The sequence below is a fragment of the Melghiribacillus thermohalophilus genome (assembly GCF_004342905.1).
In the GTDB taxonomy this organism is placed as follows: Bacteria; Bacillota; Bacilli; order Bacillales; family Alkalibacillaceae; genus Melghiribacillus; species Melghiribacillus thermohalophilus.
In genome coordinates this window covers 182,048-199,432 of sequence record NZ_SMAN01000001.1, presented here as the reverse complement: position 1 = coordinate 199,432, position 17,385 = coordinate 182,048, and the positions used below count along the sequence as shown (strand labels likewise).

17 protein-coding genes are annotated in these 17,385 nt (G+C 44.7%); 14 read left to right on the top strand and 3 right to left on the bottom strand.

All coding sequences use genetic code 11. The annotated features are described in order from the left end of the window. Positions 1–15: 15 nt before the first annotated feature. Positions 16–609, bottom strand: coding sequence for a lytic transglycosylase domain-containing protein (locus EDD68_RS00985; RefSeq protein ID WP_132370231.1), 594 nt, complete (start codon positions 607–609; stop codon positions 16–18). Positions 610–840: 231 nt separating this feature from the next. On the opposite strand from EDD68_RS00985, the gene lspA reads away from it, so the two are divergent. From lspA to EDD68_RS00920, 13 genes are all read left to right on the top strand, one after another. Beyond that, entirely contained in the window at positions 841–1,347 is a 507-nt protein-coding gene (gene lspA, locus EDD68_RS00980) for a signal peptidase II (protein ID WP_243646728.1), read from the top strand. 2 nt (positions 1,348–1,349) lie between these two features. Beyond that, complete coding sequence (locus EDD68_RS00975; protein WP_132370227.1) at positions 1,350–2,267, top strand: RluA family pseudouridine synthase; 918 nt, start codon at positions 1,350–1,352, stop codon at positions 2,265–2,267. 177 nt (positions 2,268–2,444) lie between these two features. Then, positions 2,445–2,987, top strand: coding sequence for a bifunctional pyr operon transcriptional regulator/uracil phosphoribosyltransferase PyrR (pyrR, locus tag EDD68_RS00970; protein WP_132370225.1), 543 nt, complete (start codon positions 2,445–2,447; stop codon positions 2,985–2,987). A 211-nt stretch (positions 2,988–3,198) separates the two neighbouring features. Then, positions 3,199–4,584, top strand: a complete 1,386-nt coding sequence (locus EDD68_RS00965; RefSeq protein ID WP_132370223.1) for a uracil-xanthine permease family protein — start codon at positions 3,199–3,201, stop codon at positions 4,582–4,584. A 31-nt stretch (positions 4,585–4,615) separates the two neighbouring features. Then, entirely contained in the window at positions 4,616–5,503 is an 888-nt protein-coding gene (locus tag EDD68_RS00960) for an aspartate carbamoyltransferase catalytic subunit (protein WP_132370652.1), read from the top strand. Then, the gene (locus EDD68_RS00955) at positions 5,504–6,778 is read left to right on the top strand and encodes a dihydroorotase (protein ID WP_132370221.1); all 1,275 of its coding nucleotides are present in this window, start codon (positions 5,504–5,506) and stop codon (positions 6,776–6,778) included. It begins immediately after the preceding gene. 5 nt (positions 6,779–6,783) lie between these two features. After that, positions 6,784–7,905: a carbamoyl phosphate synthase small subunit gene (locus tag EDD68_RS00950; RefSeq protein ID WP_132370219.1), complete on the top strand. Its 1,122-nt coding sequence runs from the start codon at positions 6,784–6,786 to the stop codon at positions 7,903–7,905. Continuing rightward, positions 7,872–11,075 carry a carbamoyl-phosphate synthase large subunit gene (gene carB, locus EDD68_RS00945; protein WP_132370217.1) on the top strand — a complete coding sequence of 1,068 codons (3,204 nt, stop codon included), beginning with the start codon at positions 7,872–7,874 and terminating at the stop codon, positions 11,073–11,075. Before EDD68_RS00950 ends, carB begins: the two co-directional genes overlap by 34 nt. After that, a complete protein-coding gene (locus tag EDD68_RS00940) occupies positions 11,072–11,845 on the top strand; it encodes a dihydroorotate dehydrogenase electron transfer subunit (RefSeq protein WP_132370215.1) in 774 nt (257 codons plus the stop codon). Before carB ends, EDD68_RS00940 begins: the two co-directional genes overlap by 4 nt. Next, positions 11,833–12,753 (top strand): dihydroorotate dehydrogenase, encoded by a 921-nt coding sequence (locus tag EDD68_RS00935; RefSeq protein ID WP_132370213.1) that lies wholly within the window; start codon positions 11,833–11,835, stop codon positions 12,751–12,753. Before EDD68_RS00940 ends, EDD68_RS00935 begins: the two co-directional genes overlap by 13 nt. Beyond that, a complete protein-coding gene (pyrF, locus tag EDD68_RS00930) occupies positions 12,746–13,456 on the top strand; it encodes an orotidine-5'-phosphate decarboxylase (protein ID WP_132370211.1) in 711 nt (236 codons plus the stop codon). The genes EDD68_RS00935 and pyrF overlap by 8 nt, the downstream gene beginning before the upstream one ends. Beyond that, a complete protein-coding gene (pyrE, locus tag EDD68_RS00925; RefSeq protein ID WP_132370209.1) occupies positions 13,449–14,060 on the top strand; it encodes an orotate phosphoribosyltransferase in 612 nt (203 codons plus the stop codon). Before pyrF ends, pyrE begins: the two co-directional genes overlap by 8 nt. Positions 14,061–14,141: 81 nt before the next feature. Then, a complete protein-coding gene (locus EDD68_RS00920) occupies positions 14,142–14,420 on the top strand; it encodes a hypothetical protein (protein WP_132370207.1) in 279 nt (92 codons plus the stop codon). Positions 14,421–14,765: 345 nt separating this feature from the next. Here EDD68_RS00920 and EDD68_RS00915 read toward each other — a convergent pair whose 3' ends face one another. Further along, a complete protein-coding gene (locus tag EDD68_RS00915; protein ID WP_132370205.1) occupies positions 14,766–15,008 on the bottom strand; it encodes a hypothetical protein in 243 nt (80 codons plus the stop codon). Positions 15,009–15,189: 181 nt separating this feature from the next. On the opposite strand from EDD68_RS00915, the gene EDD68_RS15125 reads away from it, so the two are divergent. Further along, positions 15,190–15,363 (top strand): hypothetical protein, encoded by a 174-nt coding sequence (locus tag EDD68_RS15125; RefSeq protein WP_165902011.1) that lies wholly within the window; start codon positions 15,190–15,192, stop codon positions 15,361–15,363. A 223-nt stretch (positions 15,364–15,586) separates the two neighbouring features. Here the strand turns inward: EDD68_RS15125 and EDD68_RS00910 are convergent, their stop codons facing one another. Next, the gene (locus EDD68_RS00910) at positions 15,587–17,302 is read right to left on the bottom strand and encodes an Rqc2 family fibronectin-binding protein (RefSeq protein ID WP_132370203.1); all 1,716 of its coding nucleotides are present in this window, start codon (positions 17,300–17,302) and stop codon (positions 15,587–15,589) included. Positions 17,303–17,385 lie beyond the last annotated feature (83 nt).

Here is a 17,385-nt window from a genome sequence, read left to right as displayed (position 1 = left end):
TGTACCAGGAGGGATTTACGCCTGAAAATAATGGTTTAACACTTTGGATACATAGTTCTGTGTTTCTTTAAAAGGCGGAATGCCCCCGTGTTTATCAACATTTCCAGGCCCGGCATTGTAAGCTGCTAAAGCTAGCTTCAAGTCCCCATTATAACGGTCGATCATTTGACGGAGATATTTCGCGCCGCCTAAAATATTTTCCATCGGGTCAAACACATTGCGTACATTCAACAGCCTGGCTGTTCCAGGCATGAGTTGCATTAACCCTTTTGCACCTGCATGGCTGACCGCATTGACATTGTAATTGGATTCCTGTTTGATCACCGCGTGTATGAGTTTAGGGTCCAGCTGATACCTGTCAGCAGCCTGCTGGACAAAGCGGTCAATTTCATCATTGGAGTAAGATGATTTAGATGGTAGGTTAGACGCATTCATTTTTATATGTACTGACTGTGCTGGCAAAGTGTTATATGTATAGTCCTGACTGATATGATTCTGCAGTAATTGTGAAAAAACTGCCGAAAAATCGCTAGAGGTCTTTGTCGGGCTGGATCTAAAATTTCGAATAGCCTGCAGTTGAAGAAGTTCGTTGATCATATGAATATTCATGGAAATCTCCTCCAGTATTTATTAACTATATTATATCAGGAAAACTCAAAAAATGGGGAGATGTGTCATTAATTTTTTTATGAACAGCTAAAAATGTATATATATTTTTAGTCGTAAACCGGATAAAACAATGATTCAGGTGGTATAAGCAGATGTACACTTCATACGTAGAATGTTTGGTTTTATAGATAGACTGAACCGCTTATGAACTTAAGATTTCTTTTTTTAATTATGGTAAAATGCTTAAGGAATGAAAAATTGGAGGGAACAACCGTGTTATACTATTATATCATCGCACTTGCAATGATTGCACTGGATCAGTGGACGAAATGGCTGATTGTCAGGCATATGGAAATCGGTGATCAAATCATGCTGATTGAAAACTTCCTGTACATAACTTCCCACCGAAATCAGGGAGCGGCATGGGGAATTTTGCAGGGGCAGATGTGGTTTTTTTATATCGTTACGGTCATCGTGCTGGTTTTCGTGATCTATTTCCTGCAAAAATATGGAAAAGAACAGCCTTTGTTAGGGGTGTCTCTCGGGCTGATTCTCGGGGGAGCCATTGGTAACTTCATCGACCGGCTGTTCCGTAAAGAAGTGGTGGATTTCATCGATGTCTATATTTTTTCTTATAACTACCCGATTTTTAATGTAGCCGATTCGGCACTGGTTGTCGGCGTCATTTTGATTGTGATTCTAACCTTCCTGGATGAACAGAAGAAAAGGAGGGCGTAAATTTGGAATGGAAATCACATACCGTACTTCCAGATGAACATAATCAGCGAATTGACAAATTGCTCGTAAAATTAAACAGCGATGTATCCCGAACCCAGGTTCAGGGATGGATTAAAGATGATTTTGTTAAAGTTAATGACGAAACAGTGAAAAGCAATTATAAATGCCAGACTGGGGATAGGATAACGTGGCAGATGCCGGAAGTAGAGCCCCTGGATATTCAGGCAGAAAATATTCCTCTGGAAATTATGTATGAGGATAAAGATGTTCTTGTCGTCAATAAGCCCAGGGGAATGGTGGTTCATCCATCGGCCGGGCATTCCTCCGGCACCCTTGTGAATGCGTTATTGTATCACTGTCATGATTTATCAGGGATTAATGGGATGGAGCGACCGGGGATTGTTCACCGGATAGACAAAGATACCAGCGGCCTTCTGATGGTGGCTAAAAATGATCGGGCTCACATGGGATTAGCCAGGCAACTTTCAGACAAAACCGTAAAAAGGAAGTATGAAGCCGTAGTTCATGGAGTTATATCCCATAATAGCGGAACCATCGATGCTCCAATCGGGCGAGATCCAAAAGACCGTCAGAAAATGGCTGTGGTGGAAAATGGAAAAGAAGCCGTGACCCATTTTCAGGTGCTGAAACGGTTTCAGGACTTTACCCATGTGGAATGTGTACTGGAAACGGGGAGAACTCATCAGATCCGGGTTCATTTTCAGTACATTAACCATCCGCTGGCCGGGGATCCGAAATATGGGCCAAAGAAAACACTATCGATTGGCGGTCAGGCTTTGCACGCCCGGGTTCTCGGTTTTGAACATCCGGTTTCGGGAAAATGGATGGAATTTGAAGCAGAGCCACCAGAAGTTTTTCAAAAAGTGCTGGATGATTTGAATAAAACCCTTGACTTTTAGCAGGGGGTTTGAAATAATGAGTCTAGCAAACTGAATCGGCCCTTTAAACCAGTCCCGTGAGGCTGAAAAGGTGGCAGAATCAAGCTATACTAGGAGTATGCCGTCCTATACCCTTTTGCCGCCTCGGGCAAAAGGGTTTTTTAAATGGGTCAATGGAGGAGAACAGGAGGGATTGGGATGGAAAAGAAAGCCCAGGTGATGGATGAAGCAGGGATTCGCAGAGCCTTAACCCGCATTGCCCATGAAATTCTGGAACGCAACAAAGGAACTGAAAACCTGATGCTTGTCGGAATTAAAACCAGGGGGGTGCCCCTGGCACAACGCCTGCAGGCCAAAATCGAGGAAATCGAAGGAATACAGGTTCCGATTGGAGAACTGGACATCACGTTGTACCGGGATGATTTAAGCAAAAAGAACGGTATGGATGAGCCAGAACTAAAAGAAACCAGAATCGAAGAAGATGTCACGAATAAACGGGTCATTTTCATCGATGATGTTCTCTACACAGGTAGGACGGTCAGGGCTGCAATGGATGCCATCATGGATAAAGGCCGACCCGGTCAGATTCAGCTGGCTGTGTTGGTGGACCGGGGCCACCGGGAGCTGCCAATCCGGGCAGATTATGTGGGAAAAAACATTCCCACTTCCCGGGATGAGGTCATCGTAGTTAAACTGAAGGAAACCGATGACGAAGACAGTGTAGAAATTTACGATAAATGAATACGCAGGACCTTTAATTTAGTCCAGTGAGGCTGAAAAGGTCGCAATGAAGGAACTGTCGGGGGGAGAGTATAACCTCTGACAGGCCGTAGGGGAGAAATGTACCTCTTTGCGACCTTTCGCAAAGAGGTTTTTTAGTGCCTGTAACTTGTCATATTATGTCGAACCGAATTCCAAATTAATTTAGATCAAAATTAGGGAGGATATAATCATGAAAAAACAGGATATGGTCTTGGACGTACGCGATATGCCGAAAGCAGGAAACTGGCTGATTTTAAGCCTTCAGCATTTATTTGCGATGTTTGGTGCTACCATTCTGGTTCCGTTCTTAACAGAAATGTCCCAGGGAGTTGCGTTAATTTCAAGTGGTGTGGGTACACTGGCTTATCTGTTGATCACCAGGGGACGCGTGCCAGCCTACTTAGGCTCAAGTTTTGCCTTTATCGCACCTATTTCAATGGCGAGCCAGATCAGCGGCCTTCCTGGTGCCATGATCGGAAGTTTTCTTGCCGGTCTGGTTTACGGAGTTGTCGCTCTCTTAATTACGATGTTTGGCCTGGACTGGCTGAAAAAAGTATTGCCGCCGGTTGTGGTTGGCCCGGTTATCATGGTCATTGGTCTTGGTCTTGCTTCCACAGCAGTAGGTATGGCGATGAACGACGCAGATGGAAATTACAGCGGAACACTTCTTACAGTGGCATTGATGACTCTCGGGATTACCATTCTCGCTGCGATTTTCTTTAAAGGATTTTTTGGACTGATCCCGATTTTATTCGGAATAATCGGCGGATATCTTATCTCCTTTGGCTTTGGCATTGTGGACACTTCAGGAATGAAAGCAGAATGGAACGAAATCATCTCAAGCGGATCTTTCATTGAACTGCTCGGCGCGATTTTTAGCGCTCCGGAGTTTCTTGTCCCATTTGTACACTATCAGCCTTTTGAAGTGATAAATTTCAGCATAGTGATGATTATGGTGCCAATTGCGGTTGTAACCATCATGGAACATACTGGAGACCAGATGGTATTATCCAAGGTAGTAGGCCGAAATTTCCTGCAGAATCCTGGTCTGAACCGCTCCATCCTGGGGGATGGGATCGCAACGATGATTGCCTCTGTACTTGGGGGACCACCAAACACCACTTATGGAGAAAACATTGGAGTGCTGGCCATCACAAGAGTATTCAGCGTGTTCGTCATCGCAGGAGCAGCCATCATTGCCATTCTGTTCGGTTTCACCGGCATTTTCGTGGCCATTATTGAAGCCATTCCAGGCGCTGTCATGGGCGGGGTATCCATCCTGTTGTTCGGTATCATTGCTTCCAGCGGGTTGCGCATGCTAATTGATAACGAAGTGGATCTTGGGGATAAACGAAATCTCATCATTTCTTCAGTCATCCTGGTCATCGGTGTAGGAGGAATGATTCTTCAATTCGAACTTAAAGATACAACCATTACGGTTTCCAGCATGGCACTGGCTGCTACGATTGGTATCATTTTAAACCTGATTTTGCCTGGACGGGAGAAAGCATACGGAAATGGAAAAATGTTCGAAACAGAACCAGAGGGAGAAGCCGACCATGATCCTGCAGCATAAAGAAGTATTGAATCAAGGAGCCGGTTCGGATATGAAACATCTATTATCGATGAAAGATCTGGACACAGATAAGATTGCTTCCCTCTTAGAAGAAGCTGAACGCATCAGCAATGGTCAAGTCCCGGAATTAAGCGAAAAGTTCACGGCGGCCTACCTTTTCTATGAACCAAGCACAAGAACAAAAATGAGTTTTGAAATGGCCGCCCATCGACTGGGGGTATCTCTCCTGAACTTTGTGCCGGAGCATTCCAGCACCACGAAAGGTGAAAGCCTTTATGACACGGTTAAGACGCTGGAAGCGATTGGAACAGACCTTGTTGTCATTCGTCATTCAGAAGATCAATATTATAAGGACTTAACCGACAGGATATCCATTCCCCTCATCAATGCAGGTGATGGAAAGGGAGAACATCCTACACAATCTTTGCTGGATCTATTGACGATTCATCAAGAGTTTGGTAAATTCAATAAATTAAATATAGTCATTTGCGGAGATATACTCCACAGCAGGGTTGCCAGATCTAATGCTTATGCCCTGTCTATGCTGGGGGCAAATGTTTATCTTTCTGCCCCCGACATCTGGCAGGACCAGAGCCTGCCGTATGAATATATTTCGATGGATGAGGCGGTTGAAATCAGTGATGTTCTGATGCTTCTCAGGGTTCAGCATGAACGTCATGGTTCACAGATGAACTGGACGATAGAAGAATATCACCAGCTTTACGGTTTAACAATGGAACGGGAACAGCGTATGAAACATCATTCCATAGTTATGCACCCGGCTCCAGTGAACCGTGGGGTGGAAATCGCTGATGAACTGGTAGAATGTGACCGCTCGAGAATATTTAAACAAATATCTAATGGGGTTTTGATGAGAATGGCAATATTGTATCGACTTTTAGAGAAAGGAGCCATTTAAATGTCCCTGCTCATTCAGAACGTCAAATTACTAGATTCGCCTGACACAAATGAAACGGTTGATGTTTATGTCCGTGAAGGGAAAATCGAATCCATCGGAAAACATCTAAAAGCCGATGCCGGTCAGATCATTGACGGGGAAGGAAAACTGCTGATTCCGGGTCTGGTGGATATTCATGTACATCTGCGGGAACCTGGTGGAGAAGCAAAGGAAACGATCGAAACAGGAACAAAAGCCGCTGCAAGAGGCGGCTTTACAACCATATGTGCCATGCCAAATACCCGTCCAGTACCTGACTCAAAAGAAAATCTGGAAAAAATTTTAGAGCTCATTGAGAAAAATGCCCATGTGCGAGTTTTGCCATATGCATCGATCACCAAACAGCAGCTTGGCAAGGAAATGACTAACATTTCGGAGCTAAAACAGTTAGGTGCGTTAGCTTTTACCGATGACGGTGTCGGAGTTCAGGAAGCCCGCATGATGTACGAAGCGATGAAGAAAGCGGCAGAAGTAAACACATCTATTGTGGCTCACTGCGAAGACAATTCCCTGGTCTACGGCGGAGTCATGCATGATGGGAAACGGAGCAAAGAACTGGACCTTCCAGGAATCCCATCCATCAGTGAATCGGTGCATATCGCACGGGACGTGTTGCTGGCTGAAGCGGCAGGGTGCCATTATCACGTCTGCCACGTCAGCGCAAAAGAATCCGTACGGGTGATTCGGGATGCCAAAAAAGCTGGCATTCACGTAACAGCAGAAGTCATGCCTCATCACCTTCTTTTAAATGATGAAGATATTCCATCCGATGACGCCAATTATAAAATGAATCCTCCTCTTCGGTCAAAGGAAGATCAGGAGGCGCTGATTGAAGGGCTTTTGGATGGAACCATCGACTGTATAGCGACGGATCACGCTCCCCATACAGAGGAAGAAAAACAGCCTGGTTTTCTCCAGGCACCCTTTGGAATTGTGGGTCTAGAGACCGCATTTCCCCTTTTGTATACTCACCTGGTTCAAACAGGTATTCTTTCATTGAAAGAGCTGGTCGATCTATTAACAGTAAAGCCGGCAAAAATCTTCAATCTTCCATATGGAAAGCTCACCCCTGGAGCTTCAGCTGACCTGGTGTTAATGGATCTGGAAAAAGAAAAAACCATTCAAAAAGAAGCGTTCCTTTCCAGAGGAAAAAATACGCCGTTTGACGGTTATGTTGTAAACGGCTGGCCTGTACTTACCATCGCAGAAGGCAAAATTGTCTGGCAGGAGGTTTAACGAACATGGGAAAACGTAAACTCGTTCTAGAAGACGGGACGGTATTTCACGGAGAAGCGATTGGCAGTGAAAAGGATGTCTTCGGTGAAGTTGTCTTTAATACCGGAATGACCGGGTATCAGGAAATCATTTCTGACCCTTCTTACTGTGATCAAATTATTACCTTTACCTACCCGCTTATCGGAAATTACGGCATCAATCGGGACGATTTTGAAACGATTCATCCCGCCGCAGCCGGAGTCATTGTAAGGGAAAGCTGTGATGTTCCGTCAAATTTCAGAAGTGAAGAAACCCTGGATGAATTTTTAAAAACAAAAGATATTCCAGGCATTCAGGGGGTTGATACGCGCAAGCTGACCCGTATCATACGAAAACATGGAACGATGAAAGGGATGATGGTTTCGGATCAGGTGTCCGATGAGGAAGTGATGGACCGGCTGAAAAATACTGCGCTTCCAAGGGATCAGGTAAAACGGGTCTCTACGGTTAAACCATATGTTGTTCCAGGACGGGGATACAGAATTGTGCTCGTCGACTATGGAATGAAACACGGCATTTTAAGGGAATTCACCCGGCGCAATTGCCACGTAACCGTGGTACCGTACAACACAACCGGTGAAGAAATTCTACAGTTAAAACCGGATGGTGTCATGTTATCCAATGGTCCAGGCAATCCAAAGGATGTACCGGAGGCGATTGAGATGCTGCAGACGGTTATGGGACAGGTACCGGTTTTTGGTATCTGCCTGGGACATCAGCTCATCGCCCTGGCTTCAGGAGCCAATACAAGCAAATTGAAATTTGGCCATCGAGGTTCGAACCATCCAGTAAAAGATATCCGCACCGGAAAAGTATGGATGACTTCCCAGAACCATGGATATGCCGTTGATGAGGAATCGGTGGGAAAAACAGATCTGGAAGTGACCCAGTATGCTCTAAATGATGGAACAGTAGAAGGACTGGAGCATAAAACATACTCTGTGTTTTCTGTACAGTATCATCCGGAGAGTTCACCGGGTCCGGAAGATTCCAATTCCCTGTTCGATGAATTTTTAGACCGTATTAAGAAACATCAGGAGCAAGGAGGATTTCCATGCCAAAACGCACAGACATCCACAAAATCTTAGTGATTGGTTCAGGTCCGATTATAATCGGCCAGGCTGCAGAATTTGACTATTCCGGGACACAGGCCTGTCAGGCATTAAAAGAAGAAGGATATGAAGTGGTTCTCGCCAACTCCAATCCAGCTACGATCATGACCGACCAGACTGTTGCAGACAAGGTTTATATGGAACCTTTAACCGTAGACTTTCTGGCGAAAATTATCCGCATTGAACAGCCGGATGCCCTTTTGCCTACCCTCGGCGGGCAGACTGGATTAAATATGGCGGTTCAGTTAGAGGAAAAAGGAATTTTAAAGGAATACGGGGTTGAAATTTTAGGGACTCCCCTTGATGCCATTCAGAAAGCAGAAGACCGGGAGCAATTCCGGGCCCTGATGAATGAATTGGGGGAGTCAGTACCGGACAGTACCATTGTCAGCACCGTTGAGGAAGCGCTTGTTTTTGCCAGGGAAATCGGGTATCCGGTGATCGTGCGTCCTGCCTATACCCTGGGAGGAACCGGGGGAGGCATGTGTGACAATGAAGAGGAACTGAAGGAAATAGCCGCAAGCGGTCTTCAGGCATCTCCTGTTAATCAATGTTTAATTGAAAAAAATATCGCCGGCTTTAAAGAAATTGAATATGAAGTCATGCGAGACAGCCAGGACCATGCCATTGTGGTCTGTAATATGGAAAATGTAGATCCAGTAGGCATCCATACGGGAGATTCCATTGTTGTGGCACCATCTCAGACGTTAAGTGACCGAGAATATCAGATGCTTCGGGATGCTTCCCTCAAGATTATCCGTGCTCTCCAGATTGAAGGGGGATGTAATGTCCAGCTGGCACTGGATCCCCACAGCTTTGATTACTATGTCATCGAAGTGAACCCGAGGGTCAGCCGCTCATCCGCCCTTGCTTCTAAAGCAACAGGATATCCGATTGCCAGGATGGCAGCCAAAATCGCCGTAGGGCTTACACTGGATGAAATGAAAAACCCGGTAACCGGTAAGACAGTCGCCTGCTTTGAACCGGCATTAGACTATGTGGTTTCCAAAATTCCACGCTGGCCATTTGACAAATTTGTATCTGCTAACCGCCGTCTGGGCACCCAGATGAAAGCGACCGGTGAAGTGATGGCCATCGGAAGATCCTTTGAAGAATCGATTTTAAAGGCGGTTCGTTCCTTAGAAATTGAAACCGATGAACTGTTCCTGCCAGAAGCCAAACTCATGGAGGAAGATGAACTCATCGCCCGGCTGAAAAGGGCTGATGATCAGCGTCTTTTCCTTGTGGCAGAAGCATTGCGCCGGGGAATGTCTGTGGAAGAGCTTTATGAACATACAAAGATTGACCGGTTCTTTTTAACCAAACTTGAATCGATCATCAAGCTGGAAATGGAGCTGGCTAACAGTCCTTATGATGAGGAATTATTAAAAAAAGCAAAGCAAAAAGGATTTTCTGATCTAACGATTTCCCGTCTCTGGGGCAAATCCGAAGAGGATATTTACCATTACCGAAAAGAAAATGGTATCCTTCCTGTGTTTAAAATGGTGGATACCTGTGCTGCTGAATTTGAATCCGAAACCCCTTATTTCTACAGCACGTATGAATTCGAAAATGAATCCCTGGTCAGTGACCGGAAAAAAGTGTTAGTTCTCGGTTCTGGACCAATCCGAATCGGACAGGGAATCGAGTTCGACTATGCCACCGTCCATTCTGTACTGGCCCTGAAAGAAGCCGGATATGAAGCCATTATAATGAATAACAATCCGGAAACCGTTTCAACTGACTTTAGCATTTCAGACAAACTTTATTTTGAACCATTAACGCTTGAAGATGTCATGCATGTAGTGGATCTGGAAAAACCAGATGGAGTCATTGTCCAGTTTGGGGGACAGACAGCGATTTCCCTTGCCGAAGGATTGGCCAAAAGGGGAGTAAACCTTCTCGGTACATCACTGGAAGCCATCGATCGTGCAGAGGACCGGGATAAATTTGAACAAACCCTGGAAAAATTAAAGATTGCCCGTCCGGACGCCCGCATTGCTACCAGTGAAGAGGAAGCGATTCAGGCTGCTGAAGAACTGGGCTATCCTGTTCTCGTTCGTCCATCTTATGTACTGGGCGGCCGTGCCATGGAAATTGTCTATGAACGGGAAGACTTGAAACGCTATATTAACGAAGCTGTTAAAGTTCATCAGGATCATCCGGTTCTGATCGACCGCTATTTGACCGGAATTGAGATTGAAGTAGACGCTATCTGTGATGGAGAAGATGTTCTGATTCCGGGGATTATGGAACATATTGAGCGGGCCGGTGTTCACTCGGGTGACTCCATTGCGGTCTATCCAACCCAGCGGATTCCTCAGAAACATAAAGACCGCTGTGTGGACATCACAAAGGATATTGCCAGAGAGCTCGGAATGGTCGGCCTGATCAATATTCAATTTGTTCTTCATGACGATGAGGTGTACGTGCTGGAGGTGAACCCAAGGGCAAGCCGTACCGTACCATTTTTAAGCAAAATTACGGGAGTGACCATGGCCAATCTGGCAACACAGGTCATTCTCGGCAAGAAGCTTTCCGATTTCGGCTATCAGAGTGGAGTCATGCCGGAACCAGAAGAAGTTTCGGTCAAAGTGCCGGTATTCTCCTTTGAAAAATTGCGCCGGGTTGATATTACCCTTGGCCCTGAAATGAAGTCCACCGGGGAAGTGATCGGACGGGATCTGACACTGGAAAAAGCGCTGTACAAAGGGTTGACGGCATCCGGACTTCATATCCCGACAGAAGGCTCCGTTTTGTTAACGATTGCTGACAAAGATAAGGATGAACTGGAAGACATTGCCGGGCGATTCCATTCTCTTGGATTCCAGATTTATGCCACGGAAGGAACCGGGGAACTGATCGAATCTATGAATATTCCTGTCATCAAAGTAGGGAAAATTGGTGCTCCGGAACCAAATGTCCTGGATATTATTGAAAATGGGCGAGTGCAGTTTGTCGTCAATACTTTAACACGTGGGAAACAGCCCCACACAGACGGTTTCCGCATCAGGAGGGAAGCGGTAGAGCACGGAGTAGCCTGCCTGACTTCGCTGGATACAGCTAGAGCTATTTTACGTGTGATTGAATCCATGACCTTTACGGCACAGGCCCTTCCAGCTCAAAAAGGGGTGACCCTTTCATGATGAAGGAACAGTGGATGGAAGTGGTAAGCAATCAGCCCATTGCCCTGGACACCTATGAAATGACCCTTCACGGGGAACTGGTGTCTACCATGACACAGCCCGGACAATTTTTGCACCTGAAAATAGGTGAAGGGTTCAGTCATATGTTGAGAAGACCACTGTCCATTGCAGATGTTGACCAAGATGATCAGACAGTCAAAATCATTTATAAAGTCATTGGGGAAGGCACAAAATGGCTAAGCCAGGCAAAACCAGGTGATCAAATCCATGTCCTCGGTCCGAGGGGGCATGGATTTCCCGTGGAAAAAGTTACAGGAGCACATATCTATTTGATCGGCGGCGGGGTAGGTGTTCCGCCCCTGTACTATCTCGGAAAAAAACTGGCGGAACGTAATCGGGTGACGGCCGTTTTAGGATTTCAAACAATGGATGCTGTTTTTTATGAGGACAAGTTTCAAGAACTGGGAGAAACGATGATTTTGACGGATGACGGGTCCTATGGCAAAAGGGGTCTTGTTACAGACGTACTCGAAGCAGATATGGATCTTTATTATACATGCGGTCCTTTAGGGATGCTGCATGCCGTTACACGAAAATTAAAAGATGTAAAAGGCTATGTGTCTTTAGAAGAAAGAATGGGATGTGGAATCGGCGCCTGTTTTGCCTGCGTGTGCAAGACAACAGATCCGAATGATGATCGAGGATACCGGAAAATCTGCAAAGATGGCCCGGTGTTTCCAGCAAAAGAGGTGGTACTATGGCAGATTTAAGGGTGTCGTTACCCGGGCTAGACCTGAAAAATCCCATTATGCCAGCATCTGGATGTTTTGGCTTTGGACGTGAATTCAGCGAATTTTACGACCTGAACCAGCTTGGTGCCATTGTCATTAAAGCGGCAACAGGAAAAGCCAGATATGGCAATCCAACACCGAGGGTAGCCGAAACCCCATCAGGCATGCTCAATGCCATCGGGTTGCAGAACCCCGGGGTTGATCAGATCATCGAAACGGAACTCCCTTTTTTAATGTCTTATGATGTGCCAGTGGTGGCCAATGTGGCCGGAAGCACAGTTGAAGAATACGTGGAAGTAACCGAAAAAATTTCCCGTCACCCGGTGGTTCATGCCATTGAACTCAATATCTCCTGCCCAAATGTAAAAGAAGGGGGGATTCAGTTCGGAACCGATCCGAAAACGGCAGCTTATTTGACAGAAAAAGTAAAAGAGGTCAGCGATAAACCCGTGTATGTGAAACTGTCCCCTAATGTCACCGATATTGTAGAAATGGCAAAGGCGGTTGCAGATGCTGGGGCGGACGGATTATCCATGATCAACACCCTTACAGGCATGCGGTTTGATCTTCATCAAAAACGTCCGATCATAGCCAATGAAACCGGCGGGCTGTCCGGTCCGGCTATTAAGCCCATCGCCCTTCGAATGATTTATCAGGTTCGACAGGCACTGGATCTTCCGATTATCGGCATGGGCGGTATTACGTCAGCGGAGGATGCAGTGGAATTTTTGTTGGCCGGAGCAAATGCGGTAGCCATCGGAACCGCCAATTTTCTGGATCCATATGTTTGTCCAAAAGTGATCGAAAGCCTTCCGGAAACCCTGGAAAGATACGGATTTTCATCGATTCATGAATGCCGGCTGAAAGGAGAAGGACCCCATGAATAAACCGCTTTATCTGGCACTGGATTTTCCAGATGCTGAAAAAACCTTTGACTTTTTAAAGGAAAATGAACTAACAAACATCCCGGTAAAAGTCGGCATGCAGCTGTTTTACCGGGAAGGACCGATGCTTATTGAAAAGCTAAAGGTTGAGGGCTATTCCATTTTTTTAGATCTGAAACTACACGACATTCCTAATACGGTGAAAGAATCGATGAAAAATCTGTCTGGTCTCGGTGTTGAACTGATTAATGTACATGCTGCCGGTGGAAAGCGGATGATGGAAGCAGCAAGGGAAGGACTTGAAGCTGGAACCATTCCGGGACAGCAGCGTCCATACTTAATTGGGGTTACCCAGCTCACGTCTACAGACGAGACTATGCTTCATGAAGAGCTGGGAATCCAGTGGGGGTTAAATGAAACGATTATTCATTATGCGAAGCTGAGCCAGATTGCTGGAGCAGATGGGGTAGTTTGTTCGGTTCATGAAGTTCCTCTGATTAAGGAAGCATGTGGATCATCCTTTATGACGGTAACACCTGGGATTCGGTTTCAAAGTGACACCACAGATGACCAGAAACGGGTGGCCACACCTGGTCTTGCAAGAAAACTCGGAAGCGATGCCATTGTAATGGGAAGAAGCATTACACGAGCTCCTCATCCAAAACAAGCATATCAACAGGCCATAAAGGAGTGGAACCATGAATAGACAGGAATTCGCTAAAAAACTGCTGGAAATCGACGCGCTACAGGTCCGTCCCGATCGTCCGTTTACCTGGACTTCAGGCATCCAATCTCCCATATACTGTGATAATCGATTGACCATGTCCTATCCTGAGTTGCGCAGAGCGATTGCCCAGGGATTTGCGGAAAAGATTAAAAAAACCTATCCGAAAACAGAGGTGATTGCCGGCTGTGCAACTGCCGGGATCCCCCATGCAGCATGGGTTTCAGAAATCTTGAATCTGCCAATGGTGTATGTAAGAAGCAAAGCCAAATCCCACGGGAAACAAAACCAGATCGAAGGAAAAATCCATGAAGGCCAAAAAGTGGTTGTGATTGAAGATTTAATTTCTACCGGAAAAAGTTCCTTGCAGGCGTCGACTGCACTGGAGGAAGCCGGAGCCAGAGTGCTGGGAGTTCTGTCCATTTTTACTTACGGGCTGTCAATCAGTCAGGAAAACTTTAAAAAACATCATATCCTTTATGATAGTTTAACCGACTTCGATACCCTTGTTGACATCATGATTGAAGCCGGCCAGTTAAACGATAAGGAAAAGGAAGACCTACTGAAATGGAGAAATAACCTGTAGTTTGCCTTGCTATTGTCAGGACATGTCACAAATAGTACAATAGGTGGCGTATGACAATCTATGAAAAGGCAGGGATGATTCATGCAAGTTTCCAAATGGGCATGGATAGCGATTGGAAATACGGCTTTAGGGATTTTTACCTGCTATTTATACATTTATTTGTGGGTAGTTCTCGAGATGGAACAGGGGGAATCCATCCTGTCATGGAAAGCGGCTCTCAGTTTAATCGTCGGCATAATCGTATTCTTCATCTGGAATTATTTTATGCTTCGAAAGGAAGTTAAGAAATACTGGTATCATTCTATCGGATTTTATTTTGGAACACTTCTCATTTTCATCCTGTTCTTTATCTCTTCCTGATGATCCGTAATAGGCAGGACACAACTGAAAAAGGTAAGGAAATATCCGAACTCTATTCAATCGTTCAGTGATTAGTTCGGATATTTTTTATAAATGATGATCGTGTCATATTTGAGCCTGCTACATTTGAAAGGGTATGAAATGAGGTATAACGTATCGGATAGGTTGGAATGGTATACAGTCTAAATCTGGAATATATTTAGGTTTATGAGAGCCTCGATCAAGACAATGGGGGTTTTGATATCATTGAGAAGGGCACTAGCTATTTTCTCTTGAATAGATCAGGCATGGATAAGGTGGTTATGTGATCCGTGCCATATGTTCTTTCAGGGAGATATATGTATATTAACCATTGTTTTTTTCCTGAATCTGAACAAATACTTTTCTAATATAATCCACAATAATACCAATAAGAATTAAGATAAAACCACTGACAATAAAAACATAGAAACGGATTGTCCTTTTCATAAGCATTTCTTCATACTGTCTGAAATCAGCACCAAACGCCCATGACTGTGTCCACCCATATACAATGGCAACCAGTCCCGCAATTAAACAAATCAAACTGGTCAACTTTAATTTTTTCATCAAATCCTCCTTTCATTTTGAATTTATGCGTCCCCCTTCATACCTGCTGCCTATCGATATGAAATCATTCGTTATATTGCAGGAACCGATTCTTTTGAACCACTCATATAGGTATATTAAACTAAAAATAACATATTTTCTAGTTTTATGGTATGAGTCTCTTAGATGAAAGGTGATCCAAATGCAGGAAAAAGATGATCAGAAAACTCACGATCAAAAACATGAGAAAGGTGCTGACGAGGCGCTGAATCTGGCGAACACAATCACGGATGGTTGCAGGGGTTGCGGCAGTTTATTTCTCTTGTTTTCCCAAATCGGAGTTGCAGTGAGTTATCTTCTCATAAAAATGGTTTAAACGCTTTTTAGGCAGTGATACCGAATTATGCTGATTTTGTTTGGAATATATGTTTGAATGATGCCTGATTTACAACTGAATGATGATATCGAAGTTTACAACCTTAAACCCAATGTTAATGTACGTTACATAGCCTGTACATATACAGAAAATGAAAATAAAAACCCGGTTTTAACCGGGCTTTTACATATATCCAGAAGCAGGTACCATCAAACGTTAAGTTTTAATGGTTTTTTTGATCTTCCTTTAGTCTCCTGATTACCTGTTCATCGGGTGTGATAAACAATGTTTTCTGGTTCTCATAGATGACAAAGCCGGGTTTTGCTCCTTTCGGTTTTTTGACGTGTCTTACCTCGGTATAATCTACCGGAACAGAAGAGGATTGCTTACCTTTGCTGAAATAGGCAGCCAGCTGGGCCGCTTCCAGTAGGGTATCCTCTGACGGGCTATTGTTTCGGATCACCACGTGGGAACCGGGAATATCTTTGGCATGAAGCCAGATATCATCCCGGTTGGCCAGACGGCTGGTCAGGTATTCATTCTGTTTATTATTTTTACCTACATAGATGACTGTACCATCACTGGCTGTAAATTTTTCCGGGTTCGGTACATGTTTATCTTTCTTTTTTTTCACTGCTCGCTGCTTTTTCAAGTAACCCTCTTCCCGCAGTTCCTCGCGAATTTCTTCAATATCTTCTTCTCTTGCTGTTTCCAGCTGTTGCAGAAGCTGATCAAAATATTGAACTTCATGTTCAGCCTTTTTGATTTCTTCCTTAACAATCTGTTTTGATTTTTTCAATTTCTGATAGGTCTGGAAAAACTTCTGGGCATTTTCGCTCGGGGACTTGTTTGGATCAAGCTCAATTTCGATTTCCTTCTGATCGGGATCATAGTAGTCGATGACTTTAACGGAATGATCCCCCTTCTTTACCAGATGCATGTTAGCCGTCAACAGTTCCCCTTTATGGCGGAATGCGTCTGCCTGGTCTGCTTTTCGCAATGTATCCTGATGTTTTTTAATTTTTCGTTCGTTTTTATCCCGTTCATTTTTGAGCCATTTTGTTAGATCGCTGACCTGCTGCTTGACCCGGTCTCGTTCGGCTTTTCCGGCAAAAAACTGATCGAGCATTTCGCTTACGTCAGAAAATGCTTCCGTTTCTGCCTGGATATGTTCAAGCTCAAAAACATAAAAACGTTCTTTGTCATTCCGAAAAATCACGGGTGAGTACACATGATTCATCATTTTTTGCTGGTAAGATTCAAACACCCTTTGATATTTTTCGTTGGACCCTAGATAAGCCTGATGTGCGATTTCACGGGCAATCATCGGGGAAAAACCCATTACCAGCTGCACGATTTGCTTATCGATTTTCCCGCTGTTGAAGTCCATTTTTTTGATGAACTCCAGACTTTCTATCGTTAGCGGATTCATTTTCCCCTGATCCGGCGGGGCAACATACGGGTGGCCAGGCATCACGGTCCGATAGCTGTTCTGGGATGGGGGAAGATGTTTGATGCTGTCGAGAATCCTATTCTCTTCATCCAGAAGTATGATGTTACTGTGCTTGCCCATAATTTCAATGATCAGCACTTTGTTTGTTTCATCCCCAATTTCATCTTTTCCCCGAACCTTCATACGAACAATCCGCTCCATGTCAACCTGTTCGATTTCGGCAATAAATCCACCGACCAGATGTTTTCTGAGGAGCATACAGAACATCGGCGGCTTCTTAGGGTTTTGAAAAGAAGTTTCGGTCAAATGCATCCGGGCATAAGTGGGATGCACCGAAAGGAGCAGCTGCTCATTTTTACCTTTATGACGAACAACCAGAATTAGTTCTGACTGGGTTGGCTGATAAATCTTTATAATTCTTCCTCTAACCAATTTTTCTTTCAGTTCATGAACGACAGCTCTTGTGACTACGCCATCAAAAGACATACTGATCACCTCACAATATACAAAGTATAGCATTTTTTTGGACGAGGCTGAATACATATACAAAAGACAAGCTTAAGGGGGAA

Bases quoted from the DNA above. Each gene is read 5' to 3' on its own strand.
- EDD68_RS00955 (WP_132370221.1), top strand. From the start codon at position 5,504: ATGTCCCTGCTCATTCAGAACGTCAAATTACTAGATTCGCCTGACACA.
- pyrR (WP_132370225.1), top strand. From the start codon at position 2,445: ATGGAAAAGAAAGCCCAGGTGATGGATGAAGCAGGGATTCGCAGAGCC.
- EDD68_RS00910 (WP_132370203.1), bottom strand. From the start codon at position 17,302: ATGTCTTTTGATGGCGTAGTCACAAGAGCTGTCGTTCATGAACTGAAA.
- EDD68_RS00915 (WP_132370205.1), bottom strand. From the start codon at position 15,008: ATGAAAAAATTAAAGTTGACCAGTTTGATTTGTTTAATTGCGGGACTG.
- pyrE (WP_132370209.1), top strand. From the start codon at position 13,449: ATGAATAGACAGGAATTCGCTAAAAAACTGCTGGAAATCGACGCGCTA.
- EDD68_RS00985 (WP_132370231.1), bottom strand. From the start codon at position 609: ATGAATATTCATATGATCAACGAACTTCTTCAACTGCAGGCTATTCGA.
- EDD68_RS00950 (WP_132370219.1), top strand. From the start codon at position 6,784: ATGGGAAAACGTAAACTCGTTCTAGAAGACGGGACGGTATTTCACGGA.
- EDD68_RS00965 (WP_132370223.1), top strand. From the start codon at position 3,199: ATGAAAAAACAGGATATGGTCTTGGACGTACGCGATATGCCGAAAGCA.
- pyrF (WP_132370211.1), top strand. From the start codon at position 12,746: ATGAATAAACCGCTTTATCTGGCACTGGATTTTCCAGATGCTGAAAAA.
- EDD68_RS00935 (WP_132370213.1), top strand. From the start codon at position 11,833: ATGGCAGATTTAAGGGTGTCGTTACCCGGGCTAGACCTGAAAAATCCC.
- lspA (WP_243646728.1), top strand. From the start codon at position 841: ATGGTAAAATGCTTAAGGAATGAAAAATTGGAGGGAACAACCGTGTTA.
- EDD68_RS00960 (WP_132370652.1), top strand. From the start codon at position 4,616: ATGAAACATCTATTATCGATGAAAGATCTGGACACAGATAAGATTGCT.
- EDD68_RS00920 (WP_132370207.1), top strand. From the start codon at position 14,142: ATGCAAGTTTCCAAATGGGCATGGATAGCGATTGGAAATACGGCTTTA.
- carB (WP_132370217.1), top strand. From the start codon at position 7,872: ATGCCAAAACGCACAGACATCCACAAAATCTTAGTGATTGGTTCAGGT.
- EDD68_RS15125 (WP_165902011.1), top strand. From the start codon at position 15,190: ATGCAGGAAAAAGATGATCAGAAAACTCACGATCAAAAACATGAGAAA.
- EDD68_RS00940 (WP_132370215.1), top strand. From the start codon at position 11,072: ATGATGAAGGAACAGTGGATGGAAGTGGTAAGCAATCAGCCCATTGCC.